Annotated in this window: 14 protein-coding genes; 9 read left to right on the plus strand and 5 right to left on the minus strand. The window is 36.2% G+C overall.

Features of this window, described 5'->3' with window-relative positions; translation table 11 throughout:
* Nucleotides 1-369 precede the first annotated feature (369 nt).
* From GQR56_RS19515 to GQR56_RS19525, 3 genes are all read left to right on the plus strand, one after another.
* The gene (locus GQR56_RS19515) at nucleotides 370-1,221 is read left to right on the plus strand and encodes an immunity 49 family protein (RefSeq protein WP_166114651.1); all 852 of its coding nucleotides are present in this window, start codon (nucleotides 370-372) and stop codon (nucleotides 1,219-1,221) included.
* A 222-nt stretch (nucleotides 1,222-1,443) separates the two neighbouring features.
* On the plus strand, nucleotides 1,444-2,970 hold the full coding sequence (locus tag GQR56_RS19520) for an acetyl-CoA hydrolase/transferase family protein (protein WP_166114654.1): 1,527 nt from the start codon (nucleotides 1,444-1,446) through the stop codon (nucleotides 2,968-2,970).
* 285 nt (nucleotides 2,971-3,255) lie between these two features.
* Complete coding sequence (locus tag GQR56_RS19525) at nucleotides 3,256-3,636, plus strand: TfoX/Sxy family protein (RefSeq protein WP_166114657.1); 381 nt, start codon at nucleotides 3,256-3,258, stop codon at nucleotides 3,634-3,636.
* 299 nt (nucleotides 3,637-3,935) lie between these two features.
* Here the strand turns inward: GQR56_RS19525 and GQR56_RS19530 are convergent, their stop codons facing one another.
* Nucleotides 3,936-5,102, minus strand: a complete 1,167-nt coding sequence (locus GQR56_RS19530) for an aldo/keto reductase (protein WP_166114660.1) — start codon at nucleotides 5,100-5,102, stop codon at nucleotides 3,936-3,938.
* 460 nt (nucleotides 5,103-5,562) lie between these two features.
* Nucleotides 5,563-7,488: a tetratricopeptide repeat-containing diguanylate cyclase gene (locus GQR56_RS19535; RefSeq protein ID WP_166114663.1), complete on the minus strand. Its 1,926-nt coding sequence runs from the start codon at nucleotides 7,486-7,488 to the stop codon at nucleotides 5,563-5,565.
* Between the two features lie 324 nt (nucleotides 7,489-7,812).
* Here GQR56_RS19535 and GQR56_RS19540 point away from each other — a divergent pair, with 324 nt between their 5' ends.
* The 4 genes from GQR56_RS19540 to GQR56_RS19555 all read left to right on the plus strand — a co-directional run bounded on the left by GQR56_RS19540 (nucleotide 7,813) and on the right by GQR56_RS19555 (nucleotide 11,636).
* Nucleotides 7,813-8,391 carry a hypothetical protein gene (locus GQR56_RS19540; RefSeq protein WP_166114666.1) on the plus strand — a complete coding sequence of 193 codons (579 nt, stop codon included), beginning with the start codon at nucleotides 7,813-7,815 and terminating at the stop codon, nucleotides 8,389-8,391.
* Nucleotides 8,392-8,431: 40 nt separating this feature from the next.
* Nucleotides 8,432-8,614, plus strand: coding sequence for a hypothetical protein (locus tag GQR56_RS21600; protein ID WP_231613067.1), 183 nt, complete (start codon nucleotides 8,432-8,434; stop codon nucleotides 8,612-8,614).
* Between the two features lie 357 nt (nucleotides 8,615-8,971).
* Nucleotides 8,972-9,316, plus strand: coding sequence for a 2OG-Fe(II) oxygenase (locus tag GQR56_RS19550; protein ID WP_166114669.1), 345 nt, complete (start codon nucleotides 8,972-8,974; stop codon nucleotides 9,314-9,316).
* Nucleotides 9,317-9,500: 184 nt separating this feature from the next.
* The gene (locus tag GQR56_RS19555; protein WP_166114672.1) at nucleotides 9,501-11,636 is read left to right on the plus strand and encodes a TonB-dependent siderophore receptor; all 2,136 of its coding nucleotides are present in this window, start codon (nucleotides 9,501-9,503) and stop codon (nucleotides 11,634-11,636) included.
* Between the two features lie 168 nt (nucleotides 11,637-11,804).
* Here the strand turns inward: GQR56_RS19555 and GQR56_RS19560 are convergent, their stop codons facing one another.
* The 3 genes from GQR56_RS19560 to GQR56_RS19570 all read right to left on the minus strand — a co-directional run bounded on the left by GQR56_RS19560 (nucleotide 11,805) and on the right by GQR56_RS19570 (nucleotide 17,397).
* Complete coding sequence (locus tag GQR56_RS19560; protein ID WP_166114675.1) at nucleotides 11,805-12,881, minus strand: mechanosensitive ion channel family protein; 1,077 nt, start codon at nucleotides 12,879-12,881, stop codon at nucleotides 11,805-11,807.
* Nucleotides 12,882-13,179: 298 nt separating this feature from the next.
* Nucleotides 13,180-15,378 (minus strand): leucine-rich repeat domain-containing protein, encoded by a 2,199-nt coding sequence (locus GQR56_RS19565; protein WP_166114678.1) that lies wholly within the window; start codon nucleotides 15,376-15,378, stop codon nucleotides 13,180-13,182.
* Nucleotides 15,379-15,963: 585 nt separating this feature from the next.
* Nucleotides 15,964-17,397, minus strand: coding sequence for a sugar porter family MFS transporter (locus GQR56_RS19570; protein WP_166114681.1), 1,434 nt, complete (start codon nucleotides 17,395-17,397; stop codon nucleotides 15,964-15,966).
* 594 nt (nucleotides 17,398-17,991) lie between these two features.
* Here GQR56_RS19570 and GQR56_RS19575 point away from each other — a divergent pair.
* Together GQR56_RS19575 and GQR56_RS19580 are read left to right on the plus strand one after the other, a co-directional pair.
* Nucleotides 17,992-18,735 carry an AIM24 family protein gene (locus tag GQR56_RS19575; protein WP_166114684.1) on the plus strand — a complete coding sequence of 248 codons (744 nt, stop codon included), beginning with the start codon at nucleotides 17,992-17,994 and terminating at the stop codon, nucleotides 18,733-18,735.
* A 228-nt stretch (nucleotides 18,736-18,963) separates the two neighbouring features.
* Entirely contained in the window at nucleotides 18,964-21,156 is a 2,193-nt protein-coding gene (locus GQR56_RS19580; RefSeq protein ID WP_166114686.1) for an exonuclease domain-containing protein, read from the plus strand.
* Nucleotides 21,157-21,528 lie beyond the last annotated feature (372 nt).

Below are 21,528 nucleotides of genomic sequence, written 5' to 3' on the forward strand. Positions count from 1 at the left end.
CGTGTCTTTATCTGGTTAACCTTGGTTAGCGTGCGCTTTTTGTTTCATTATAAGTGAAGTACATACAGGATAAGCGTATGTTACGACTTAAGTGCTCAAACACCCACTCAGGTTTTAAAACCTATGTCTTCGACGGGCTGTCTTAGCTCCATTGAAGTCAAGACGAGCCGGTGTATACACATCTAAGTAAATGCTTTTATTTAATTATTACGTACCCCATTTCACAAAAAATACCAGTGAAACCCATACTGATTTTTGCGTTTTATAGAAAAAAGTTAGCCAAAAACTACATAAAGATGGCTCGTTAGCCAAAACTAAAACCAGTGATTTTAGTAATATCTACACTAAAAAAATAAAGGAATATAATAGATGATAGCAAGGCATTTTGAAGCAAAAAGTATAGAGCGCATAATTGATAGAATTAATGAATACGAAGAGTTGCTGCTTAGAGGCATCAATACTATTAAAACTAAAAACTCTCAAGGTGTTTTAGGCGGCTCTATTCAAGATGCTATCAATGCCTTTGGTAATGCGGTGTTGGCTGATGTGCCTCATCAACAAATTGTGCGTTATTTACAACATATTAAAGAGTTTGGTTGTGCCAATTTTGCTTTTGTTTGCAGGCAAGGTGAAACCTTTGATGTAACTATTAATAATGATACTTTTGCGTTAACAGGTGGCCCTGCGGGGGCTTATTTACATACCGACGTGTGGGAAAAAGTATTTTATGCAGCGGTAACACTGCGTGACAAAAAAGCAATAGAGCAACTTATTCAAGTACCTAAAAGTGTGTTTGATAATGCAAACATTAGTGCTGATGCATTTGATACTGCGCTTATTAATTTAATGAAGGGGTTATTTGAGCCTGAAGCCAATATGGGGAACTTACTTGAGGCGGCATTAATTGCGGCCGACCCTAATGCAATAGCGTCTGGTCGTCGCCGTTATGTGCAACATATTTTATTACCTTTGATGCGAGTATACCGCTGTATTTACACTGCCAACGCACAAGATGAATTTAATGAAGCCATGGTAGAGGCGCTAGAGGCTCATAAAAAATATTGGAAAAAGGATGAAAGAGAGCGACAAGGATGGATATCACTACCCTTAATGGCTGCTGCTAGCCATGCTTATGATCTTAAAGGTTACCAGCTAACGGTTGAAACTGATTACATTCCCGATTTTTTAGTGAAGAATGACTTTGACGTGACAGCACCGTAAAGCTCAATAATTATAAAGAATGGTGGCTTAATTTTTCTCATGGTAGGTTGTAGCTAAAAGGGGGATATCCAAGATGCCCACTTTAAATAATAACAATAAATAGCAACGTACCTCTGTTCTTTAGCACTACCCTCATACTTCTTTAGTAAATACGACCTAAGTCTAGATTGTTTAGTACTATGTAAGGCTTAGAATAACGTCAAATTTAGAGAGGAGCTCAGTATGCACTTGGAACGTATTCGTAATAGTAGCCTGCATCAAAAAGTAATGTTAGCAGAGCAGGCAAGCCAATTTATTAAAGATGGAATGACTGTAGGGATGAGTGGTTTCACTCGTGCCGGAGAAGCTAAAGCAGTACCCAGAGCATTAATTGAGCAAGTCAAAAAAAATCCAATAAAAATAAATTTAATGACAGGCGCATCACTCGGTAATGATCTTGATAAGCTACTAACAGAAGCGGGTATTTTAGCGCGTCGCATGCCTTTTCAAGTAGACAGCACTTTACGTAAAGCGATTAATAACGGTGAAGTAATGTTTATTGATCAGCATTTATCTGAAACGGTTGAGCATTTACGTAACCATCAATTAACTATGCCTGATGTGGCTGTTATTGAAGCCGTTGCCATTACCGAAGAAGGGCATATTGTGCCTACTACATCGGTTGGTAATTCAGCGAGTTTTGCTATTTTTGCCAAAGAAGTCATCGTTGAAATTAATATGCTGCATAACCCGAATCTTGAAGGTTTGCACGATATATACATTCCTTCGTATCGTCCTACTCGCCAACCAATGCCGTTAGTTAAAGTGGATGACCGAATTGGTAGTACTGCAATTCCTATCGATCCTGCAAAAATTGTTGGTATTGTTTTTACTAACCAAAGTGATTCGTTTTCTACCGTTACCGATCCTGATGAAGACACCGCCGCTATTGCGCGCCATTTAGTTAGCTTTTTTAAAGAAGAAGTGGCTCAAAATAAATTGCCAGCTAATTTAGGTCCGCTACAAGCAGGCATTGGTAATATTGCAAATGCTGTAATGATGGGATTACTTGACTCTGACTTTAAAGACCTAACAATGTACTCTGAAGTATTACAAGATTCGACGTTTGACCTAATTGACGCAGGTAAGCTTAGTTTTGCATCGGGCAGCTCAATTGTGTTGTCTGAGCGTTGTAACGCGCAAGTATTTAATAATTTAGAACAATACAAAGACAAGCTAGTGTTACGCCCTCAAGAAATTTCGAACCACCCTGAAATAGTGCGCCGTTTAGGTATTATTGCAATAAACACCGCGCTTGAGTTTGATATGTATGGCAACGTAAATTCAACGCATGTTTGTGGCACACGAATGATGAATGGTATTGGCGGCTCTGGTGATTTTGCTCGTAATGCTCATTTAGCTATATTTGTGACTAAGTCGATTGCTAAAGATGGCGCAATATCAAGCGTAGTGCCTATGGTTAGCCATGTTGATCACAACGAGCATGATGTTGATATATTAGTAACTGAGCAAGGTTTAGCTGATTTACGCGGTTTAGCACCGCGTGAGCGTGCTGTACAAGTTATTAAGCATTGTGTGCACCCAGAATATCGCGAAGCGATGTTAGACTATTATGAGCGCGCTTGTGAGCGTGGTGGGCACACCCCTCATTTACTTGAAGAAGCGTTTAGCTGGCATATTCGCTTAGAGCAAGAAGGCAGTATGAAAAAAGCATCTGTAGATGATACTCAAGTGCAGCTGTCAGCATAAGCACTTTGGTTTATTAAATTAAACCAGTGAATTTTAGTTAACACCTATTTTAAAGTCGCACTAATCTCAGTTTAATTATCAGCTATGAGTTAGTGCGATTATATAAAAAAGTAAACGTCAAAATCCTACCACTTTGTAAATCCCCATTATTCCTATCAGCTCTTTTGTTACTTTATTTATGTTTAATTTCAAAAAATAAAACCAATAAAAACTTACTGTAATATTTATAAATCGTTTATATAATTAGTTTTTCAATGTGTTTTATTAAAAAATAGAGATGCTTAAATGGCTTTTGACAGAGGGTTAGAAGAGCGACTTTATGAGTTGTTTAATGCGCGCCACAATTTAGTAGTAAAGAAAATGTTTGGTGGCTTGTGCTTTATAATTTCGGAGTATATGTGCTGCGTAATTATTGGCGATAAACTGATGGTGCGTGTCGGGCCTAAAAATTATAGCTCTTGCTTAACTAAGCCTCATGTAACTGAAATGGACTTTACAGGTAAGCCAGTCAAGGGCTTGGTTTATATTTTACCCGAGGGTTTTGAATCGGACGCTGATTTAGAATACTGGATAGGCGTATGCGTTAATTTTGTAGACTCTTTGCCGCCAAAGCCGCCAAAAAGGTCAAAGTCAGCTAAAAAAGTAATTAAAGGAAAAGTAAAATAAGAGTTTATAGCTCAATAATACTTAATCTTTGAGCTTAGTATATAACAATGAGGTTTTTCAATCTTACACTGCAATTAAGGCTGAATAAATTACCTGCTTTCCCCCAGCTTTACTATAAATAACATTTTTTACTGGTCATGCGATATATTTCATTTAGGAGTTATTAAGCTTTTAAGGGCGATTTAAAAGAGACTGATATTATTTTTTAGCACTACCTAGCTCAATAAATAATATAAAAGCGAGTAATAGTAGCGTACCCATTAAGCTTAAAGGGTACGCTTTAACAGTAATATTTGGCTTTAGGTTGGAATAGGCGCATTTTGGGCAATAAGATCTTTCGATTTTAAATCACTCCAAAATGCATCTGGGATTTTAACTTTCATTGAAGCAACATTCGCTTCTATTTGCTGCGCTGTACGTGCACCAGGAATAATAGCTGAAACAGTTGAAGGTGCTTCTGCAAACTGCAGTGCAGCGGTTTTCATATCAATACCATGCTTAGCTGCAATTTCACTCATTGCTACGTATTTTTGCTGCATTGGCAGTGGGATTTTAGGTGAGTAATTAAACCGGTTGCGACCAGCTAAAAAACCGCCATTAAGTGGGGCACCAATGACAGCCGAAATATCGTGTTTGTCTAACATTGGGAATGTTTTATCTAATGCTTGTTTGTGATCCAAAATAGAATATTGCAGCGCTAATAAACAAATATCAGGATCAGACATATCAATTGCTTTGTAAATTGCGTCTGGGGTATTAACTCCAAAGCCCCAGCCTTTAATTATTCCCTCATCGCGCATTTTGGTCAGTTCAGGAATAGCGCCTTTAGCCGCTTGGTCAAAGTATTTAAGCCAATCTTCGCCCATATCACTGTTTTGAGGCGATAAGTCATGAATGTATACAATATCAAGCGAAGCAACACCAATACGTTGCAGGGTGTCCTCAATGGAACGACGAGTACCCGAAGCAGAATAATCATACTTGTAATGAAATGGGGAATGATCAGCCCAATGCCAGCTGTTTTCTAATGGCTCGGCATTGGGGGTAAGTAGGCGTCCTACTTTAGATGATAATACATACTCATCGCGGTTTTTATTACGTAGCAAGTCACCAAAACGTCTTTCGCTTAGGCTTAAACCGTAAAACGGTGATGTATCAAAATGCCTAATGCCTGAATCCCAAGCGGCATGTAGCATTTGAAGAATTTCTTCATCAGGTGAAATAGTATTAAAGCCATTGCCTGCAGCTAAACCGCCTAAACCCATTCTTGATTTAGGACGATAATGTTTACTATTATCCATATTATTAGTGGGAAGTAGTGCATCTTCGTCAATTTGGCCTCTGGTGGGCATTACTTTCCCAGATGACATTTTTACTTTCAATTGTTGTGCTAACGTTGGTGCGCTCAACATTGAGCCAATACCAAATGCTGCACCAGCTTTTATAAAACTCCTTCGTGATACCATGTAAATTATCTCCATGAGTGATTTTAAATGCTTGTTTTTTACACTAGTGTAATTGTACCGATAATTCAACTTTTGATGCGGTGAATTAACCCTTTTGTGCGATAAGTCATAGATTGTCGTTGTAAAATAGAATCATATATAAATTTAAATAATCTTATTATATTTTAATGGATTAGCTTATCTTTATTAGCGACATAAATAGCAGTTCGATAATAATCGCTAACTGAATTCACGATGAATTTTCCAGTGTTTTTTAAATAATATTTACTGCGTATTTAGTGGTTTTTAGTTTTACGGGGTATGAATTGTACTGATAGAAGAATGCTTGAATTTATAAATTTAAATGGGTTTTTAGTAAAAAAACTCAATGGAAAAAATACCAATAATAAATATTTGGCGGCTTTTTTACCGCCTAATACATATTAATTTACGACCTAAATTAAGATGATAATTGTAACTTTTAATTAATAACGACTTGGTTTCGTCCACTTTCTTTAGCTTGATAAAGTAGCTTATCTGCATTTTTTATCAGATCATCAAGCTGATTTTGAGTTGAGTGGCTAATAGCTGCACCAACACTAAACGTAACTGGTTCATTAAATGAAGTGTTTTTTGAGCTTATTTCAGCACAGTACTTTGACAAATTTTTATTTAAATCTGAAAAAATAGTATTAATTGTTGATACGTCCGTCGTATTTAAAATAAACAACCATTCCTCGCCACCATAACGACCAAATTCGCCATTACCTTTTAATGATTGTTTGGCTGCGTTGGCAAAAGCAATAAGCACTAAATCGCCAATATCGTGTCCAAAGCTATCGTTAATTTTTTTAAAGTAATCGAGATCGACAATTGCAATTGTTGTTGCTTGCTCTTTTATTATATTTTCAGCGAGTTGCATAATACCGCGCCTATTAAGGCATTTTGTAAGGAAGTCGGTTGATGCAAGTGCATGATACTTTTTACGTTGGGCAACTTGTCTGTAAAATAACCATAAAGATGCAAGTACTAAAATAAAAGCAATCGCTGTACTTAAGCGCCAGATCAATTTTTGTTGGTATTCTTCTTTCGCTTTAAAAGCACTAATGTCGTTTTGGTGCGCAAGGCGCAATATTTCTTCTTCCTTCTTTTTAACTTCGTATTTTACCTGCAGCGATCTTATATGATTTTCGCTAGTCGCTTCTAAGTGTTTTTTTGTATAAAAAAGTTCTTGCTCAATTGCTTCAAATGCATCGCTATCGTACCCAAGGTGTCGTTTTAGTTTATAGCGTTTACCTAAAAAATCGGATTTATAAATACTTCTACTAAATTTATCAAGTAATAAAAAAACGTGGTCATTTGTATCATTTGCTTTTTTATATAAATTTTGTTTTTCGTAAATATCACTCAATAAAATCATGGAGGCTAGCTGCATATCAAATACACCCGCAGTGGTTGCAAGCGCTATGTTTTGATTAACAGTACTCAGTGCATCTTTATAATTACCATGCTCATATTGAATACTCGCTATTGAGTATTGAGCAAAAGTAACTCCTTTTTGCATATTGACCGATTTAAAATAAAGTAAGGCTTTTTTAAAGTATCCAATGGCATCTTTGCTGTTACCTACATCTAAAAGTGCATTTCCCAAGCTCCAATAAGCTTTTGCTGTGAGTAAGTGATCTTGGGTTTTTTCGTATGCGACAATTGCTTTTTTTGCATAATCTACGGCTTTATCTTTTTCATTTAAATAATTATATGCATCACCAATTTTACGTAAGAAAAACCCTTGCGAGGCGTTGTCGGCTTGTTCTATCGACAGGTTTAAGCCTTCAAGCGACACATCAAGTGTTTTGCTAAGCGAATCTGAACTGGTGTAATAGTATGCGAGAGCCCGATAGATAATAATTTTTTCATTAATAGTACGCTCTGGCAGCCAGGCTTCTAGTTTTTTTACTAATGTTTTAGCTGGCGTTTGTTCTTCTTGTTGCGAGAGATACTTTAATTTTGCTTCTAGCAGTAATAAGTATAAATCCCAGCGTGCTTGAATAGCTTCCATTGCTAGGTATTTATTTACATGGGTATTTAGCGCGTCATATTGCTCATCTCTAAAAAGTAGTTCTGCATACAAAGCAGCCGCTTCTAAATGAAGTGTCTCCCAATTTTGTTCTTTACTCACTTCAAATATTTTTTTTAGCTGTTTTTTATTTTGAAGATAATCTAGTTTATTCGCTTTAAAGTGACTGATGCTACTTTTAGCTGTATCGCGATCCATTGTAAATTGAGTTGATTTTTCAATTTGCTCATTTGCTTGCAAAGCACCGCTTTGAAATAAAAATAAAGTAAGAATAAAAAGCTTTATCCATGTGCTTTTATTTAAAACATTACTTTGAAAATTATCTGTCATATTAGTCCGTTATGAGATTATTTAGTACAAGTGTAATTTACAGCCTTGTTCAAAATTTACAAGAATAGCTAGTTAAAATGGTGGGTTTTTATTCTTATATCTAATCGTTTAGTACTTTTTTGGTGCGTTAATATTAATATATTTTGATTTTACAATTGGTTTCGAAATACAGAATACTAATTTCACTACGGTAAGATTGTTAGTAATAGTCACTTATTATATTTGTATAATAAGCAAACTTATTGTAAATAAAAAACAAAGTTTCTCTTTATAAACACGGTATACTCTTTGCAATTATGAAGTATTAGTAAAGCGCTATAAACTATGAAAACGAGCAAAGAACGAGGTTTATTTATTTTTATTATAGCGTTGTTATTGTTTTTGCTACCGGCAACTTTCTATGGATGGCATGAGAGTGAGGATCCCGCTTTTATTCCTAACCAACATTACAATTTTATTGATTCTTGGGTATTAATGTTTTTAACCCTACTTGCTTTATTTATCTTATTTAAGAATTATAAACATAACCATGGGGTTCGTGAATGGCTAAAAGAATACTTTGATTTAGGGAACTGGCTGGGGAATGCCTTTATTTTACTTATAGCACCGATATTTATTTATTTGTATTTGTCCTCATTAATTTTGTTGCCAATAAAGTTGTGGACTCATTATCATTTAGGTGAGCAATGGTCACAAGAATACGTCCTAGTTGAGGTTAACGAGTGCACTAAAGACTATTATGAGTGTGTAAACCTCACATTTTCGGATTTATCTACACATAATGAGTACTCAATTAAATGGTTTCTGGATAATGATGAGTTGCTGAAACTAAAAAACAAAAAAGTAAACTTGATTGGCGAAGAAGGTTATTTTGGGTACATAGTAAATGCAATACAATGGTAAACTACCAGCTTATTAATTGTAATTTTAAAAGGAGTTAGAAATGAATTTAGGTAATTTTAACGAATCTATAAAAGGATTTTTTTGGGGCTTGGGATTTGTAATTGCGTTACTTGGAGGCATAAGTGTATATGCTTTAACAGTAGCGGCTGAGATTGACAGCGGATTTAAAAAAATGGTGAGCAATAAAGTATTAGAATCAACAACTGACTTTGATGATGACTAAAAGCTCACTTTATCAGATGTTTTTAAAGATAATGGTAAAGTAAGAATTACTGCAGAGTTACAAAACATCACCAACGAGAGCATATATATGAGGGCTATAGTTGCGTCAACATTTGATAAAAATAATAAGTTTATTGGTAACTGTGTAGGGCAAAGTAATGATATGTTTTTAGCGCCAAATGAAATTAGTTATATTGATATAAATTGTAATCTAATAACACCGCAGATAGAGCGAGTTCACTCAGCAAAGTTAAAAGTAAAAAGGATTTAGTTTACGTACTTATTTTACCCTCTGAACCGTAATAATAAGGTCACCGCAAAAGGCTAGAGTGTTGCCTTATAAACTTAAGTTGTTTTTATGATAAATAAATTATTCAGATGGGATTGTGGCAGGCAGGAGTCTGGTTATCATAAAATGCTGTTATGTGGTGCTCTATGGCCTATAAAATTTGATGTTTACTTTATTAAATTCCCACAGGGAAGCGAAATAAAACCACACACCGACAACGTTAAAACCGGCAAGCACTTTAGGTTAAATATTGTGTTAAAGCATGCACAACAAGGCGGTGAATTTACTTGCGATAACTCAATAGTAAATAAAAGTAGGATAAAACTCTTTAGACCCGATATAAATGAGCACAGTGTTTCAAAGATTGAAAAAGGCTGTCGTTATATTCTAAGTATTGGCTGGATTAAGCGTTAAGTTACTTTATAAATAACAGGTGGTTTTATAATAATGGTTACATTTCATTGTTAATAACCACCTGTTTTTGATGATATTAGTTCTAATATTTAGATGTGTTAACCTCCCTCCTGTTATTGATTATGAAAATGATAAGAGTTATCATTAAGATGTTAATTATTTTACACCTCCCTCAGGAATCATCATGTTTAACCCTAACTATTTGGCATTAAGTATTGCTGCGTCTTTATCTGTTTTTTCTCATATGGCTTTTTCACAACAAAACGACGAAATTGAAAAAATTGAAGTAACAGGACGTGCTCAGCAGTTTTATTTAGAAACAGAAAGCAAGGTTGGTACTAAAACTAATTTAGATCTTATTAAGCTTCCTCAGTCTGCTCAAGTATTAACAGAGCAGCTTATTATTGATCAAGCCGCACGCGATATTACCGATTTATACCGATCAATTGCGGGTGTTAGTGAATACAGTTATTCGGGAGTTACATTTCGTGGCTTTAGAGATGACGCAAATGTATTTTATGATGGGGTGCGTGGCGACCCATATTCGGGCTTTGGTGTACCACAATTATTTAATGTTTCTCGTGTTGAAGTATTAAAAGGTCCAGCTTCTGCTTTGTACGGTGGTGGTGAGCCTGGCGGCATGATTAACTACGTTACAAAAAAACCAAGCTACACGCAAAAGCGTGAATTAAAGCTCACACTGGGTAACTTTAATACTCGTGGCGCATCAGTTGATATGACAGGCGGCTTGAGCGACACAATGGCTTATAGGTTAGGCGGTTTTTATGAAGGACAAGACAGTTTTCGTAATAATGCCGATTCAAAAAATACCGAACTTACAGGCGGTTTATTATTTGATTTAAGCGACTCCACATCGCTTACAACAAGTGTTGATTATATTAAACAAGACTTGGGTGGCAATCGATTGCGTGGAGTGCCAGTAGATGATAACGGCAACTTTTTAGTTGACCCTTCTTATAATGCAAATGAGTCATTTGACTATCAAGATATGGAAGCGTTAGTACTACAAGCTGAGCTTAACCATTATTTTTCAGATAAGTTTTCAGTTAGTTCCACTCTACGATACCTTGACAATGAGCGTGATCAGGCTTATCACGAGTCGCAAAATTGGGTTGACGTAAACGGCGATGGCATTGCTAATATTGATGATGAAACTATTAGGCGAGAGTACCGCAAACAGTTTCGTGCAAACGAAGAAATTAGCTTAACAACCGATTTTGTTTACAGTGTTGATCAGGGTGATGTAGAGCATCAGTTTTTATTTGGTGGTGATTATCACATAGTCGAAACGCAATACGATTATTTGCGCGCACAATATGAAGCCGATGGCGTAGCAAATTTAAATATTTACACTCTAAATTATGGTGAAACAGATCCTAGCACCTATAACTTAACTGATTTAGATCGTGATGGTATAGATACAGACCGTTTTGGTGTATACGTTCAAGATGTAATTAGTATTGGTGAGCAATGGACTGTAATTGCTGGCCTACGTTATGACTATTTTAAAGAATTAAATAAAGAAACTGGCTTTAGCTATTCTGATAACGGTGTTACGCCTCGCGTAGCATTAACCTACCAGCCAGTAGAAAACACCTCTGTTTATATAAACTACTCTGAAAGCTTTAATCCGACATCGTCGGGCGATCAAGAAGATGTGATAGGTGAAGGAAACTTAGATCCAGAAACAGGTAAACAAACCGAACTTGGTATGAAAAACCGATGGTTTGATGGCAAAATAATGAGTACGTTTGCAGTTTACCAAATTAATAAAGAAAACGTGGTAATGAGTAACCCTGACGATACGGGAGCAGGTGATGGTATTGCTGCACTTTTAAATATAGGTGAAGTAGAAAGCCGTGGATTTGAAACAACCTTGGTAGGTGACCTATCTGAGCATTGGACAATAACGGCTAACTACGCATATAACGATACGGTTGTGGTTGAAGGAGCGCTTGGCGAGACTTTTTCAGATACATTTGGTGATGGCTCACGCTTTGCTAATGCACCGCGCCATCAAGCGGGTTTATGGTCTCGCTTTGGGCTAGATTCGATTAATTCCTCTATTGCTTTTGGTGCTAACTATGTAAGTGAACAAGTTAGCTCTGATGGTCAAAAAGTAAAACCATTTACCGTATTTGATATGAGCTGGACGAGTCGCTTTGATGACGTGTTATTGAGTGTAAATATTAATAATCTGTTTGATAAAGAATATGCTGTAAGTGGCTTTAGTCAGCGTAACGGGCATTTTCCGGGTAGCCCTCGTGAAATTGTTGGGCAAATTACGTATCAGTTTTAGTTATTTATAAATAAGGGGGTAAGTATTACTTACTCTCTTATTTAATTAACCAGATCGTTGGTTAATAGATTTATTAACATAATAAACTATATGATATTTAAAGTTACTTTTTCTAGCTAGATATTTGCAGTTATCGCTGAAAATAGTCACTTGAGATGGATTTATTATCTAGATATCACTTTTAAATTTTGCTGCTTCTTGTGTGGTATTAATAGCTGTAATAGGGAAAGGGATAACGATGCCTTCTTTTTTATAGCGTTTATGCAACGCTTTTATAAAAGCAGATTTAACCCAAAACCGATTAAAATACTCTTTAGCTCTTAGCATTACGGTAAAGTTAATACTTGAGCTATCAAAGGTATGAAAAACTACAAAGGTATTGTAATCATCCACCCCCCATTCGTGAGAGATCAGGATTTCACGTGCGACTTCTAAAGTAACTTGCTCTACAAATTCTAAATCAGAATCGTAATGTACATTTACATCAACAGGCACGCTTAGCTCTTTTTCAGGATAAAAGTAATTAATAATACGTGATTTAGACAGCTGGCTATTAGGTATAATAATCATATTATTAGGTAGCATTTTAACCCAAGTAGAGCGCCATCCTATGTGCTCTACAAAGCCTTGTTCTTTTGATTCTAGCTCAATAAAATCGCCAACCCGTATAGGCTTGTCTATAACTAACTGAACACCAGAGAAAAAGTTTTCGAGGGTAGGTTGCAGTACGAGTGCAACCGCCAAGGATGTAATACCCAAAGAGGCGATTATTGGCGTAATAGAAATCCCCAATGTACCTAATAAAACCAAAATACCTACCGATAAAATGGTCGCTCTAATAACGCCTTTAATAATACTTTGGGAGTTAAAAATTACAGCTGATTCTTTACTGTAATAATTAACGGTGCCAATAATAAAGCGATCAAAAAAGAGAATTAATGCGAGTAAACCTAATATAATATTTATTGTTGAAAACGGAATATACTTCGAAAAAGAAGCCTCTTTTATAATGGCTCCTTGCTCCAAAATGGTTAACAGCACAATAATAGTGCAAATTGTTAATGGTTTAGCTATTGACTCAATAAGTAAGCTATCAAATATAAACTTCGTTTTTGATGTCCACTTTTTAAGCCAGTACATTATAAAAAAGCGGATGCAAAACAATGCAGTAGTTAAAATAAAAAGGCAAACTACAATAACAAGCCAAGGTTGTTTTGTGAGATTGAAAAGTGTATCTGCAGACATTACTTAACCCTTTTTTTACTTGTTTAAGTATTAGCAGCAAGTTATGTACCTACATGAAAAATAAACCCGAAAGGGTATTTTTCATGTAGGTGGATTGTGTATATGAGGATTAACGAGCGTTATTCTTACTTTATTTACAGACTACTTTAATTAAATGTTTTATAGAAATGCACGCTTTAATTTTTATACTTATTGAGAAAATAAGCTCGAGACTTTTCATTGGTTCCTAATGGAAAGTCTTCATAATCATTTTTCAGAATTTAACCTGAACTTTACTGAAATAAGTTACGCTTAATGGCTACTCTTTTTCTATATCGACGTCTTTATCAAAAGCCAACTCACTAAAGGAGGTAACCGTATTGGGTATTGTCACCGTTTTAATCGCATTATCTATAAATGCCTGAACGCCTATCGTTTTTACAGAGCGAGGAATGGTCACGCTGGTTAATGCATTTTTGGCAAAAGCAGAAGACTCAATTCTGGTAATATTATCTGGAATAGTAATATTGGTTAAAGCATTTACAGCGAATGTAGCTCCCTCTATCGCTTTTAAAGAGTGAGAAATAGAAACAGACGTTAAGGCATTATTTACAAACACCGCAGCCCCAAGTTGGGTGACCGAATCTGGAATAGCGACCGATGTTAATTTGTTATTAGCAAAGGCAGCCTCTTCTATGTTAACGACAGAATTAGGCAGGGTAATACTGGTTAATGCATTGCGAGAAAAAGCACGAGGTCCAATGATAACTAATGAGTTAGATAAGCTCACGCTGGTTAATGAATTATTTGAAAAACTGTATTCACCCAATTCAGTAACAGAATCCGGGATCGTTACGCTCGTCAAATGATTGCCATCAAATGCCCAGTTGTCAATTTTTGCAACAGAACTAGGAATATCAATACTCGTTAAAATATTATCGGAATACGCCCCACCAAGAAAAACAGTGCTCGCAGGAATAGTTATTTGACTCAGTATATTTTTAGAGAATGCGTTGCCTCCAACATCAGCTAAAGAGGAAGGAAGCGTTTCTTTAATGAGCATATTGCTGGTAAATGCAGCGCTGCCAATCTTAGTAACAGAATCGGGGATCACGACACTGGTTAATGAATTATAAGAAAACGAACTTCTTTTAATCGTTGTTACCGTGTTTGGGATGACCACACTGGTTATTCCTTGATTAGAAAAAGCAAAATAGTCTATTGTTGTCACTGCAACACCGTCAAAGTTATCAGGAATTATAATATCTTTAGCAGAACCTCTATAGCGACCAAGTGTGCCGCTTTCTTTGTCAAATTCCACACTGCTTAAAGTGAGTACCGTACCACCTCGCTTTGCATAATGATCTGATGCACCAAGTCTCGACAGGGAATAATAAGGAATATCTAGATTGGTTAGATTATTTTTATCAAATGCGTAATCACCAATAATTTTAACTCTAGGAGGAACGACCACATTCGTGAGTTCATTTTTATAAAAAGCAGCTCCTCCTATACTTTCTAACTTTTCTGGAATAATCACACTGGTTAAGGCGTTGTTAGAAAAAGCCGATGCCCCAATACTACGAGTCGAGTCTGGTAACGTAATATGTGTTAATTTGTTATTAAAAAATGCGCCGTCATGAATAGATCTTATTGAATTTCCCATAGAAACGTCAGTTAGCTTATTGTCACGAAATGCAAACTTACTGATCGTCCGTATAGAATCTGGGAGGGTTAGGGTGGTTAATACATTATCACGAAAAGCGGATTCACCAATTTTATCTACGGAATTTGGAATTGTTAAATTAGCCAATAAATTATGGCGAAACGCTTCTTCTTTAATTTCTTTTAAGTTGCTCGAGAACGTAATATTAGTCAACAGGTTATTTGAAAAAGCACTCTTATCGATGGTAATTACTGAATTAGGAATCGTGATGTTGGTCAGTTTATTATTTTCAAAAGCAGATTGGCCAATATGTGTTACGGAAGAGGAAATAGTAACATTGCTGAGCGCATTTTTTTCAAACGATGATCTGTCAATGGAAGTAACCGAATCAGGAATAACGACTTGTGTTAGGGCGTTATTAAAAAATACGAGTGACGTTAACATTTTCAGTGAGCTAGATATTTGTACCTCAGCTAACCGGTTGGAAGCAAAGGCACTACCCCCGATATATGTTACAGAATCAGGAATGACAACACTTTTTAAATTGTTACCTAAGAACGCATCCCCTTCAATCTCAACCAAAGAATTAGGAAGAACGACACTATTAAGACCGCGTGTTTTAAATGCTTCATAATCAATAACAGTGACAGGCATGCCATCAAAATTATCCGGAATAATAATATCTTTATAATCGGCTAGATAGCCAGTAATAACACCTTTACCTTCCTCGAACTTAAAATGTACATCTTTCAATGTGAGCGTGACGGGTTCTGGTTTCGGATCACTATCAGCACACCCTGATAATAAAACGATTAGTGTGACTAAGATAAAACTAATAATGTTCGGTTTCATAACGTACCTGTTTTTTGAATATGTTTTACAAAGCGCTTTATAGCAAACTTTGCTATTAGGTTTGTAAGGGCTTAATAAGTAAAATAATTGATGTAAAAAATAATAAACTTAGGCTTTTTAGGGTGCTGTTTTTTTTGTTTAAAGTGAAATGATTGAAGGAGCGATACAAACATAAATAATATCGGATAACCTATAAGCAATTATTAGATGCTTAATATACCGAGTTATAAAAGAAAAATCGAAATAAAGGCATGAGTAAAATTGAAAATAAATTTATCGATATAAATAACTTTTAAAATACGTTTTATGCTAACAATCTTTAAATTTGTCGGGCAGTGTAACAATTATTATGCGTGTCTTATAAAGAGATTTAAATGTAAGTCATGATTCACATTTATGATAAAGCTATTCAAAAGTTTGTATGATATGCACTTAGGGTGATTTTGCTTAATTGGCAATGAAGCTTAAGTGCTTTTATTGAGCTTTAGCACTTTAATTATTACCTCCTATATATTTAAAGCAATAAAGCACCGCCTACAATTGGGTTAAACCAAGTAGACGGGAGTTTATTTTATATTTTGTAATTTACATTGATTCGAGCGTTTTACCGCGTGTTTCTTTAATATATTTAACCACAAAAAATATGCTAATAAGTGCCGAAAAAGCATAGAATCCATAAGCACCCGCAAGTCCAATATTTGCAAGCATAATAGGAAAGGTCATGGTGATTGCAAAGTTAGCAATCCACTGTGCACTTGCAGCCACAGCAAGGGCTGCACCACGAATACGGTTATTAAACATTTCGCCTAATAACACCCATACCACAGGACCCCAACTTAAGCCAAAAAATACCACAAACAAGTTCGCCATAATCAGTGCAAAAGTACCCATGTTATCGCTAAGGGCAAGCTTTCCTGCTTCATCAAGGCCTGCACTGCCAAATATGTAAGTAAGTGCACTTAGGCTCACAAACATACCAATACTGCCTATTAGTAACAGTGGTTTACGACCAATTTTGTCAACTAATGCAATCGCAATAAAAGTAGATACGATGTTAGTAGTACCTGCTAGTACATTTATAAATAGTGATTGCGATTCATCAAATCCCGCCGCTTGCCACAGCTCAGAGCCGTAATAAAATACTACGTTAATACCTACAAATTGCTGAAAAACACTCAGTGCCACACCTACCCAGACAATAGGGTGGACTTTTTTACTGCCATCGATAAATAAATCACGAATACTTGGTTTTGTATCGCTTTGGAGTGAGCGTTTAACATCGTTTATTTGCGTATCAGCATTGTCATTCGATATTTTACTAAATACAGTTTTAGCGTCATCAATTTTACCTTGGGCAACTAAATAACGCGGTGATTCAGGTATAAATAAAACGCCGATTAAAAACAGCGTTGCAGGCGCAAGCTCTGCCCAAAACATCCAGCGCCAAGCGGCTAAGTCAAACGTTAATACTTCTTGTGCGCCACCAGCCGCATTTGCAATAAGGTAGTTACTTAAAAAAGCGGCAAATAAACCCAGCACTATTGCAAGTTGTTGCAAAGTAGCTAAGCGACCGCGAATTGTAGGAGGGGCAACTTCAGAAATATATGCGGGAGCTAAAACAGATGCTGCACCTATACCCAAACCACCAAATAAGCGGTAAAAAATAAATTCAGCTGAACTGTCGCTAATACCTGAACCAAATGCGCTAATAGCAAATATGATGGCTGTAGCAATCATAATAGATCGGCGACCAAATTTATCAGCAAGCGGTCCTGCAGCTAATGCTCCTAAAGCACAACCTAACAACACCGACGCTACATTAAATCCGGTTGCTACACTGCTTGAGTTAAATGCATTACCAAGCGCTGAAACCGTACCGTTTATTACGCCAGAATCAAAACCAAACAAAAAGCCACCAATAGCAGCAACGGCAGAAATAAAAATAACATATAAAATGGATGCCTCAGTCGGTGTACTTACTGCCGGTATGGGCTTATTAGGTGGTGTATGTGTTGTCATTGTGTGCTCTGAACATTAATTAATACAAAGGCATATAGTATAGCAAACCATTAATGCTTAACACTTTACGGTATTAAATTAATTTCAGGTGATTATGAATGTTTGCAGCCGTTGATAAGTGCCAATTTAAATGAGTTATTGTTACTTATTTACTACCTTCACTTACTATTAATTCAATCAAGTCAGTAAAGTTAGGGGGATTATTTAGTAGGATTAATTAGATGATAAAAAATATATTAATTGTTAAAAGAGCGATATGTACAAGCGTTTTATTGATGGCAAAGAGGTAGCAATTGAATATGTAGGTGAAAATGGTGGCGTGTTTATAAAATTAACACTCTTCGAAAGTTTAAATTGACTCAGAGTTTGATTTTTACTGCTTAAAATTAATAGTATTTCTATATTGAACCGTGTTCTATGCTTTCTTGTAACTTATAGTATGTCATTGTGAGTAAATACTCATATTCAGTAAACTTCATCAAGTAAACAAAAACAATTGTTGCGTTTAAAGTATTTGAGCGCAGTGGATAAAATTGTCAAATAGTGTTTAATATATGCATTACAATTAATAATTAACTAAAAACAAGGACGATTATGAAACAGTGCCATGAAATAGATCTTGAAATTATTGGTCAGCCAATGGCTGAAGCCGCAGAAATTACATTAGATCCTGGGGAAATATGCATATCTGAAGCCGGTGCAATGAGTTGGATGGATACTTGCATTACTATGGAAGCCACATTAACAGATGGAAGCGCAATTAAAAGTGGGCTTGTAAGTAATTTGTTTGGCGCAGCTAAACGCATGATGGCTGGCGAATCTGCTACGGTTATGCAATATAAAAATGTTGGTAATAAACGAGCAAAAGTAGTATTTGGAGCTCCGTATTTAGGAACCATTGTTGGGCTTGATTTGAGCGAAGTTGATGGCGAAATATTTTTGCAACGAGGCGCATACATAGCGGCTTCTTTCGGTACCAGTATCTCGGTTGCATTTGCAGGAACAGGTATGGGCAGCTTTTTTGGCGGAGAAGGTTTAGTCTTTCAGTCAATTAAAGGTGACGATAAAGTAATTTTTCATGCTGGTGGCTCGATTATTCAGCATGATTTAAAAGATGGCGAAGAGCTAATCGTTGATAGTGGCAGCCTTGTTGGCTACACAAAAGGCATTCGATTTGATGCAGAGTTATCTGGTGGCTTAAGAAATGTAATCTTTTCAGGAGAAGGCATTTTTAATAGTCGAGTTCGCGGAATGGGTCAAGGCGGGACGGTATTTTTGCAAACATTGCCGTTTTCTAAACTTTGTGCAGAAATAAGTAAAAGTTTACCTAAGCGATAATTATATTTATGTTAGCGCTTTTTTATAAAAGCGCTTTATTTACTTAGTGCTCTAAGTCGTACTACCTACCACCATTATTTCAATATAGCGTAATCTCATTATCTAAAATGCTAACTGCCCCGTAATTTCGCTTTAAAATACTAAAGAGTGAACGGTCACAATAAATTTTTATCAAATATTTGTCTAAACACCTATTGGTACAACTTTAAGATTGAATAATAACTACAAATGCTGGATACTGTTTTTATATACAGTTGTGGCGAAGTTATGAAAAAAGAATTACCAGCAAAATACTATTTAGCGCACTTTAGAGAACTCATTGAATTTGTGACTAATAAATGTATGCACTTGTTAGAACCTAAACATAAAGTGTTTATTAATAAAGTTAATCAACTTGATGAACAAAGCCAATGCATGCTGGCGCGGGTATATTCGCGAAAGCCTTATTTAGTGCAAACGCAGTCATTAAATTATGAAGAAATAACCTCGCCACATCAGGCTGTTTATACCTTAAAAGCGGTCGGTATTTTATTTGAGCCAAACGAGCCGCATTATTCAGAGCTATTAGCGCACTTAACAAAACCCTCATTGCTAGAATTACTAGGTAATTACCCACAAGAGATAAGCTTTAAAAAAAGTGCAGCTAAAGGCGCGCTGGTTGGTATTGCATGTGCATTTTTTAAAACTCGGTCATATGATTTAGTACCACTTTATAGCCAGTACGTAATTAATAATCGCAGTGATTATTACGAGTACTTTGAGTTTTTATTTGCAGGTAAGCTAAGCAGTGGTGATGTAAATCATCAAAACCGTTTTGTAATGCGAGATTTAGGCTTAACCGCTACGCGCGAAGGGCACAGCGAGAGCTTATCGCGTTTTGAAACACTTGACGAAGCGCAATCAAATTACTTATTAAACCGCTACCGGTTAGCATTTAAAAATATAACGGATGAAAGCGACTATGCTGCTTTAGCGTCGCAGGTTTTAGTGCAAGCTGCGCATGGTGCAATTGCAGTTTTACTAAAAAATAAATTATTAGTTAAGCTTTATCGACAGTTAAAGGTAGTTGATAGTGAACTTGCTTTTAGCTTGCTTGAAGCCTGTGTAGAGGATAGCGAAGCACAAGAAATTCAAATAAGAGAGCAATACAGACTTGGTAATAAAGAGTGGGTAAAGGCACGGTTAGAAACCATTATAGAAAGCCCGCTTACTGATGATTTACTGTATTTTGCTGACGATTTTTTAATGCGTAAGTTCAATAAAAAAACACGATCGCGTTTAAGTGCAATGCTTAGCGATACACAGTGCGTACTTGAAATTGATGAATTGTACAGAGGTGAAGTAGAGCAGGGCGTAAACGACTATTATACTCGCCAAGGGATGCAAGTATTTAATACCGAAAACACGCTTTGGCAGAGTTTATTTGGTTTAGTATTTTGGCACGAATTATTTATTGAGTCGCCTTACCCGCCATGTAATGAGTTTGATATTTACCCGCAAGTATTAAGGCTCGATAATTTTTATGAAGCGCAACAAGTACAAATAAATGAACGCTTAGCACAGTGTCAAACGCCACAGTCATTACTTAATTTAGTATGTAAAAATATAGCGCAATATTTTGAGCAACCTAATGGCTTATTTAGATGGCATCAAGAGTTGTTACAACCGCTAGAAGCACTTATTTTAAATAGCCCAATAGAGGCTTTAAATACTCATTTAACTAATATGAGTAAACATTATTTACAGCTAAAAGACGGCTACCCCGACTTAATGGTTATCAATAATGGCAAGGTACATTTTGAAGAGGTAAAAGCACCGGGCGACAAACTAAGACGCAACCAATTAACCACCATTGATAATTTAAAAAACGTTGGTTTTGAAGTACATATTGCAGCGGTTAAATGGTTTGTAGATCCTAACCGTATTTACAGTGTGGTAGACATAGAAACCACCGGTGGTTTAAAAGGCGGTAACCGAATTACCGAAATAGGCCTTGTAAAAGTACAGCACGGAAAAGTAATTGATAGCTGGACGAGCTTAGTTAACCCCGAGCGGCATATACCAGGGTTTATAACGTCATTAACCGGTATTAGCGATAGTATGGTTTATAACGCGCCCGTATTTTCAGAGGTTGTAAAACCACTAATAGATAAACTAGCAGGCAGTATTTTTGTGGCTCATAACGTTAATTTTGACTACGGCTTTATTAAAAAAGAATGTGAGATGGCAGGGCACTTTTTTAAAATGCCAAAAATGTGCACCGTCGTTGAATCACGTAAAGCATTTAAAGGCTTAAAGTCGTATTCATTGGGTAATCTCTCATCGCATTTTAATTTAAATTTAACCAGCCATCACCGAGCACTTGCTGATGCGACTGCTACAGCTGAGTTGTTATTGCTGATTCAGCAAGCAAATGATTAGGGCGTGTTTATCTTTAGAGGTTAAATTTATAGCAGTATGTTTAGTGTTTAAGTAAGGCTGCGCCTTTGCTGTGTGGTTATTCCCAATAAATAGGTGATAACGCAGCATAAGGATTAAACATGCGCTGCCTATAAATTATCCTAGTGGTGATTGACTCTTTGTTGCCTGCATGGATGTAGGGAGGGGCGTGAGCAGGATGCTGAAGCTTTGCTCGGTTTTTACTTATTCTTAATGGATGTAAGCCAGTAAGGTAACGCAGGAGCAGTTACCAAGCTCACTAGGGTCTGTTGATCTTTCAAGGTTAAATTTGCAGCAGTCTGTTTGGTATTTAGGCAAGGCAGAGCCTATACAGTGTGGTTATTCCCCATAAAT

Origin of the sequence: Pseudoalteromonas sp. Z9A5 (genome assembly GCF_011378875.1) — a bacterium.
Taxonomy (GTDB): Bacteria; Pseudomonadota; Gammaproteobacteria; order Enterobacterales; family Alteromonadaceae; genus Pseudoalteromonas.

Bases quoted from the DNA above. Each gene is read 5' to 3' on its own strand.
- GQR56_RS19570 (WP_166114681.1), bottom strand. From the start codon at position 17,397: ATGACAACACATACACCACCTAATAAGCCCATACCGGCAGTAAGTACA.
- GQR56_RS19520 (WP_166114654.1), top strand. From the start codon at position 1,444: ATGCACTTGGAACGTATTCGTAATAGTAGCCTGCATCAAAAAGTAATG.
- GQR56_RS19550 (WP_166114669.1), top strand. From the start codon at position 8,972: ATGATAAATAAATTATTCAGATGGGATTGTGGCAGGCAGGAGTCTGGT.
- GQR56_RS19525 (WP_166114657.1), top strand. From the start codon at position 3,256: ATGGCTTTTGACAGAGGGTTAGAAGAGCGACTTTATGAGTTGTTTAAT.
- GQR56_RS19565 (WP_166114678.1), bottom strand. From the start codon at position 15,378: ATGAAACCGAACATTATTAGTTTTATCTTAGTCACACTAATCGTTTTA.
- GQR56_RS19515 (WP_166114651.1), top strand. From the start codon at position 370: ATGATAGCAAGGCATTTTGAAGCAAAAAGTATAGAGCGCATAATTGAT.
- GQR56_RS19580 (WP_166114686.1), top strand. From the start codon at position 18,964: ATGCTGGATACTGTTTTTATATACAGTTGTGGCGAAGTTATGAAAAAA.
- GQR56_RS21600 (WP_231613067.1), top strand. From the start codon at position 8,432: ATGAATTTAGGTAATTTTAACGAATCTATAAAAGGATTTTTTTGGGGC.
- GQR56_RS19535 (WP_166114663.1), bottom strand. From the start codon at position 7,488: ATGACAGATAATTTTCAAAGTAATGTTTTAAATAAAAGCACATGGATA.
- GQR56_RS19530 (WP_166114660.1), bottom strand. From the start codon at position 5,102: ATGGTATCACGAAGGAGTTTTATAAAAGCTGGTGCAGCATTTGGTATT.
- GQR56_RS19575 (WP_166114684.1), top strand. From the start codon at position 17,992: ATGAAACAGTGCCATGAAATAGATCTTGAAATTATTGGTCAGCCAATG.
- GQR56_RS19540 (WP_166114666.1), top strand. From the start codon at position 7,813: ATGAAAACGAGCAAAGAACGAGGTTTATTTATTTTTATTATAGCGTTG.
- GQR56_RS19555 (WP_166114672.1), top strand. From the start codon at position 9,501: ATGTTTAACCCTAACTATTTGGCATTAAGTATTGCTGCGTCTTTATCT.
- GQR56_RS19560 (WP_166114675.1), bottom strand. From the start codon at position 12,881: ATGTCTGCAGATACACTTTTCAATCTCACAAAACAACCTTGGCTTGTT.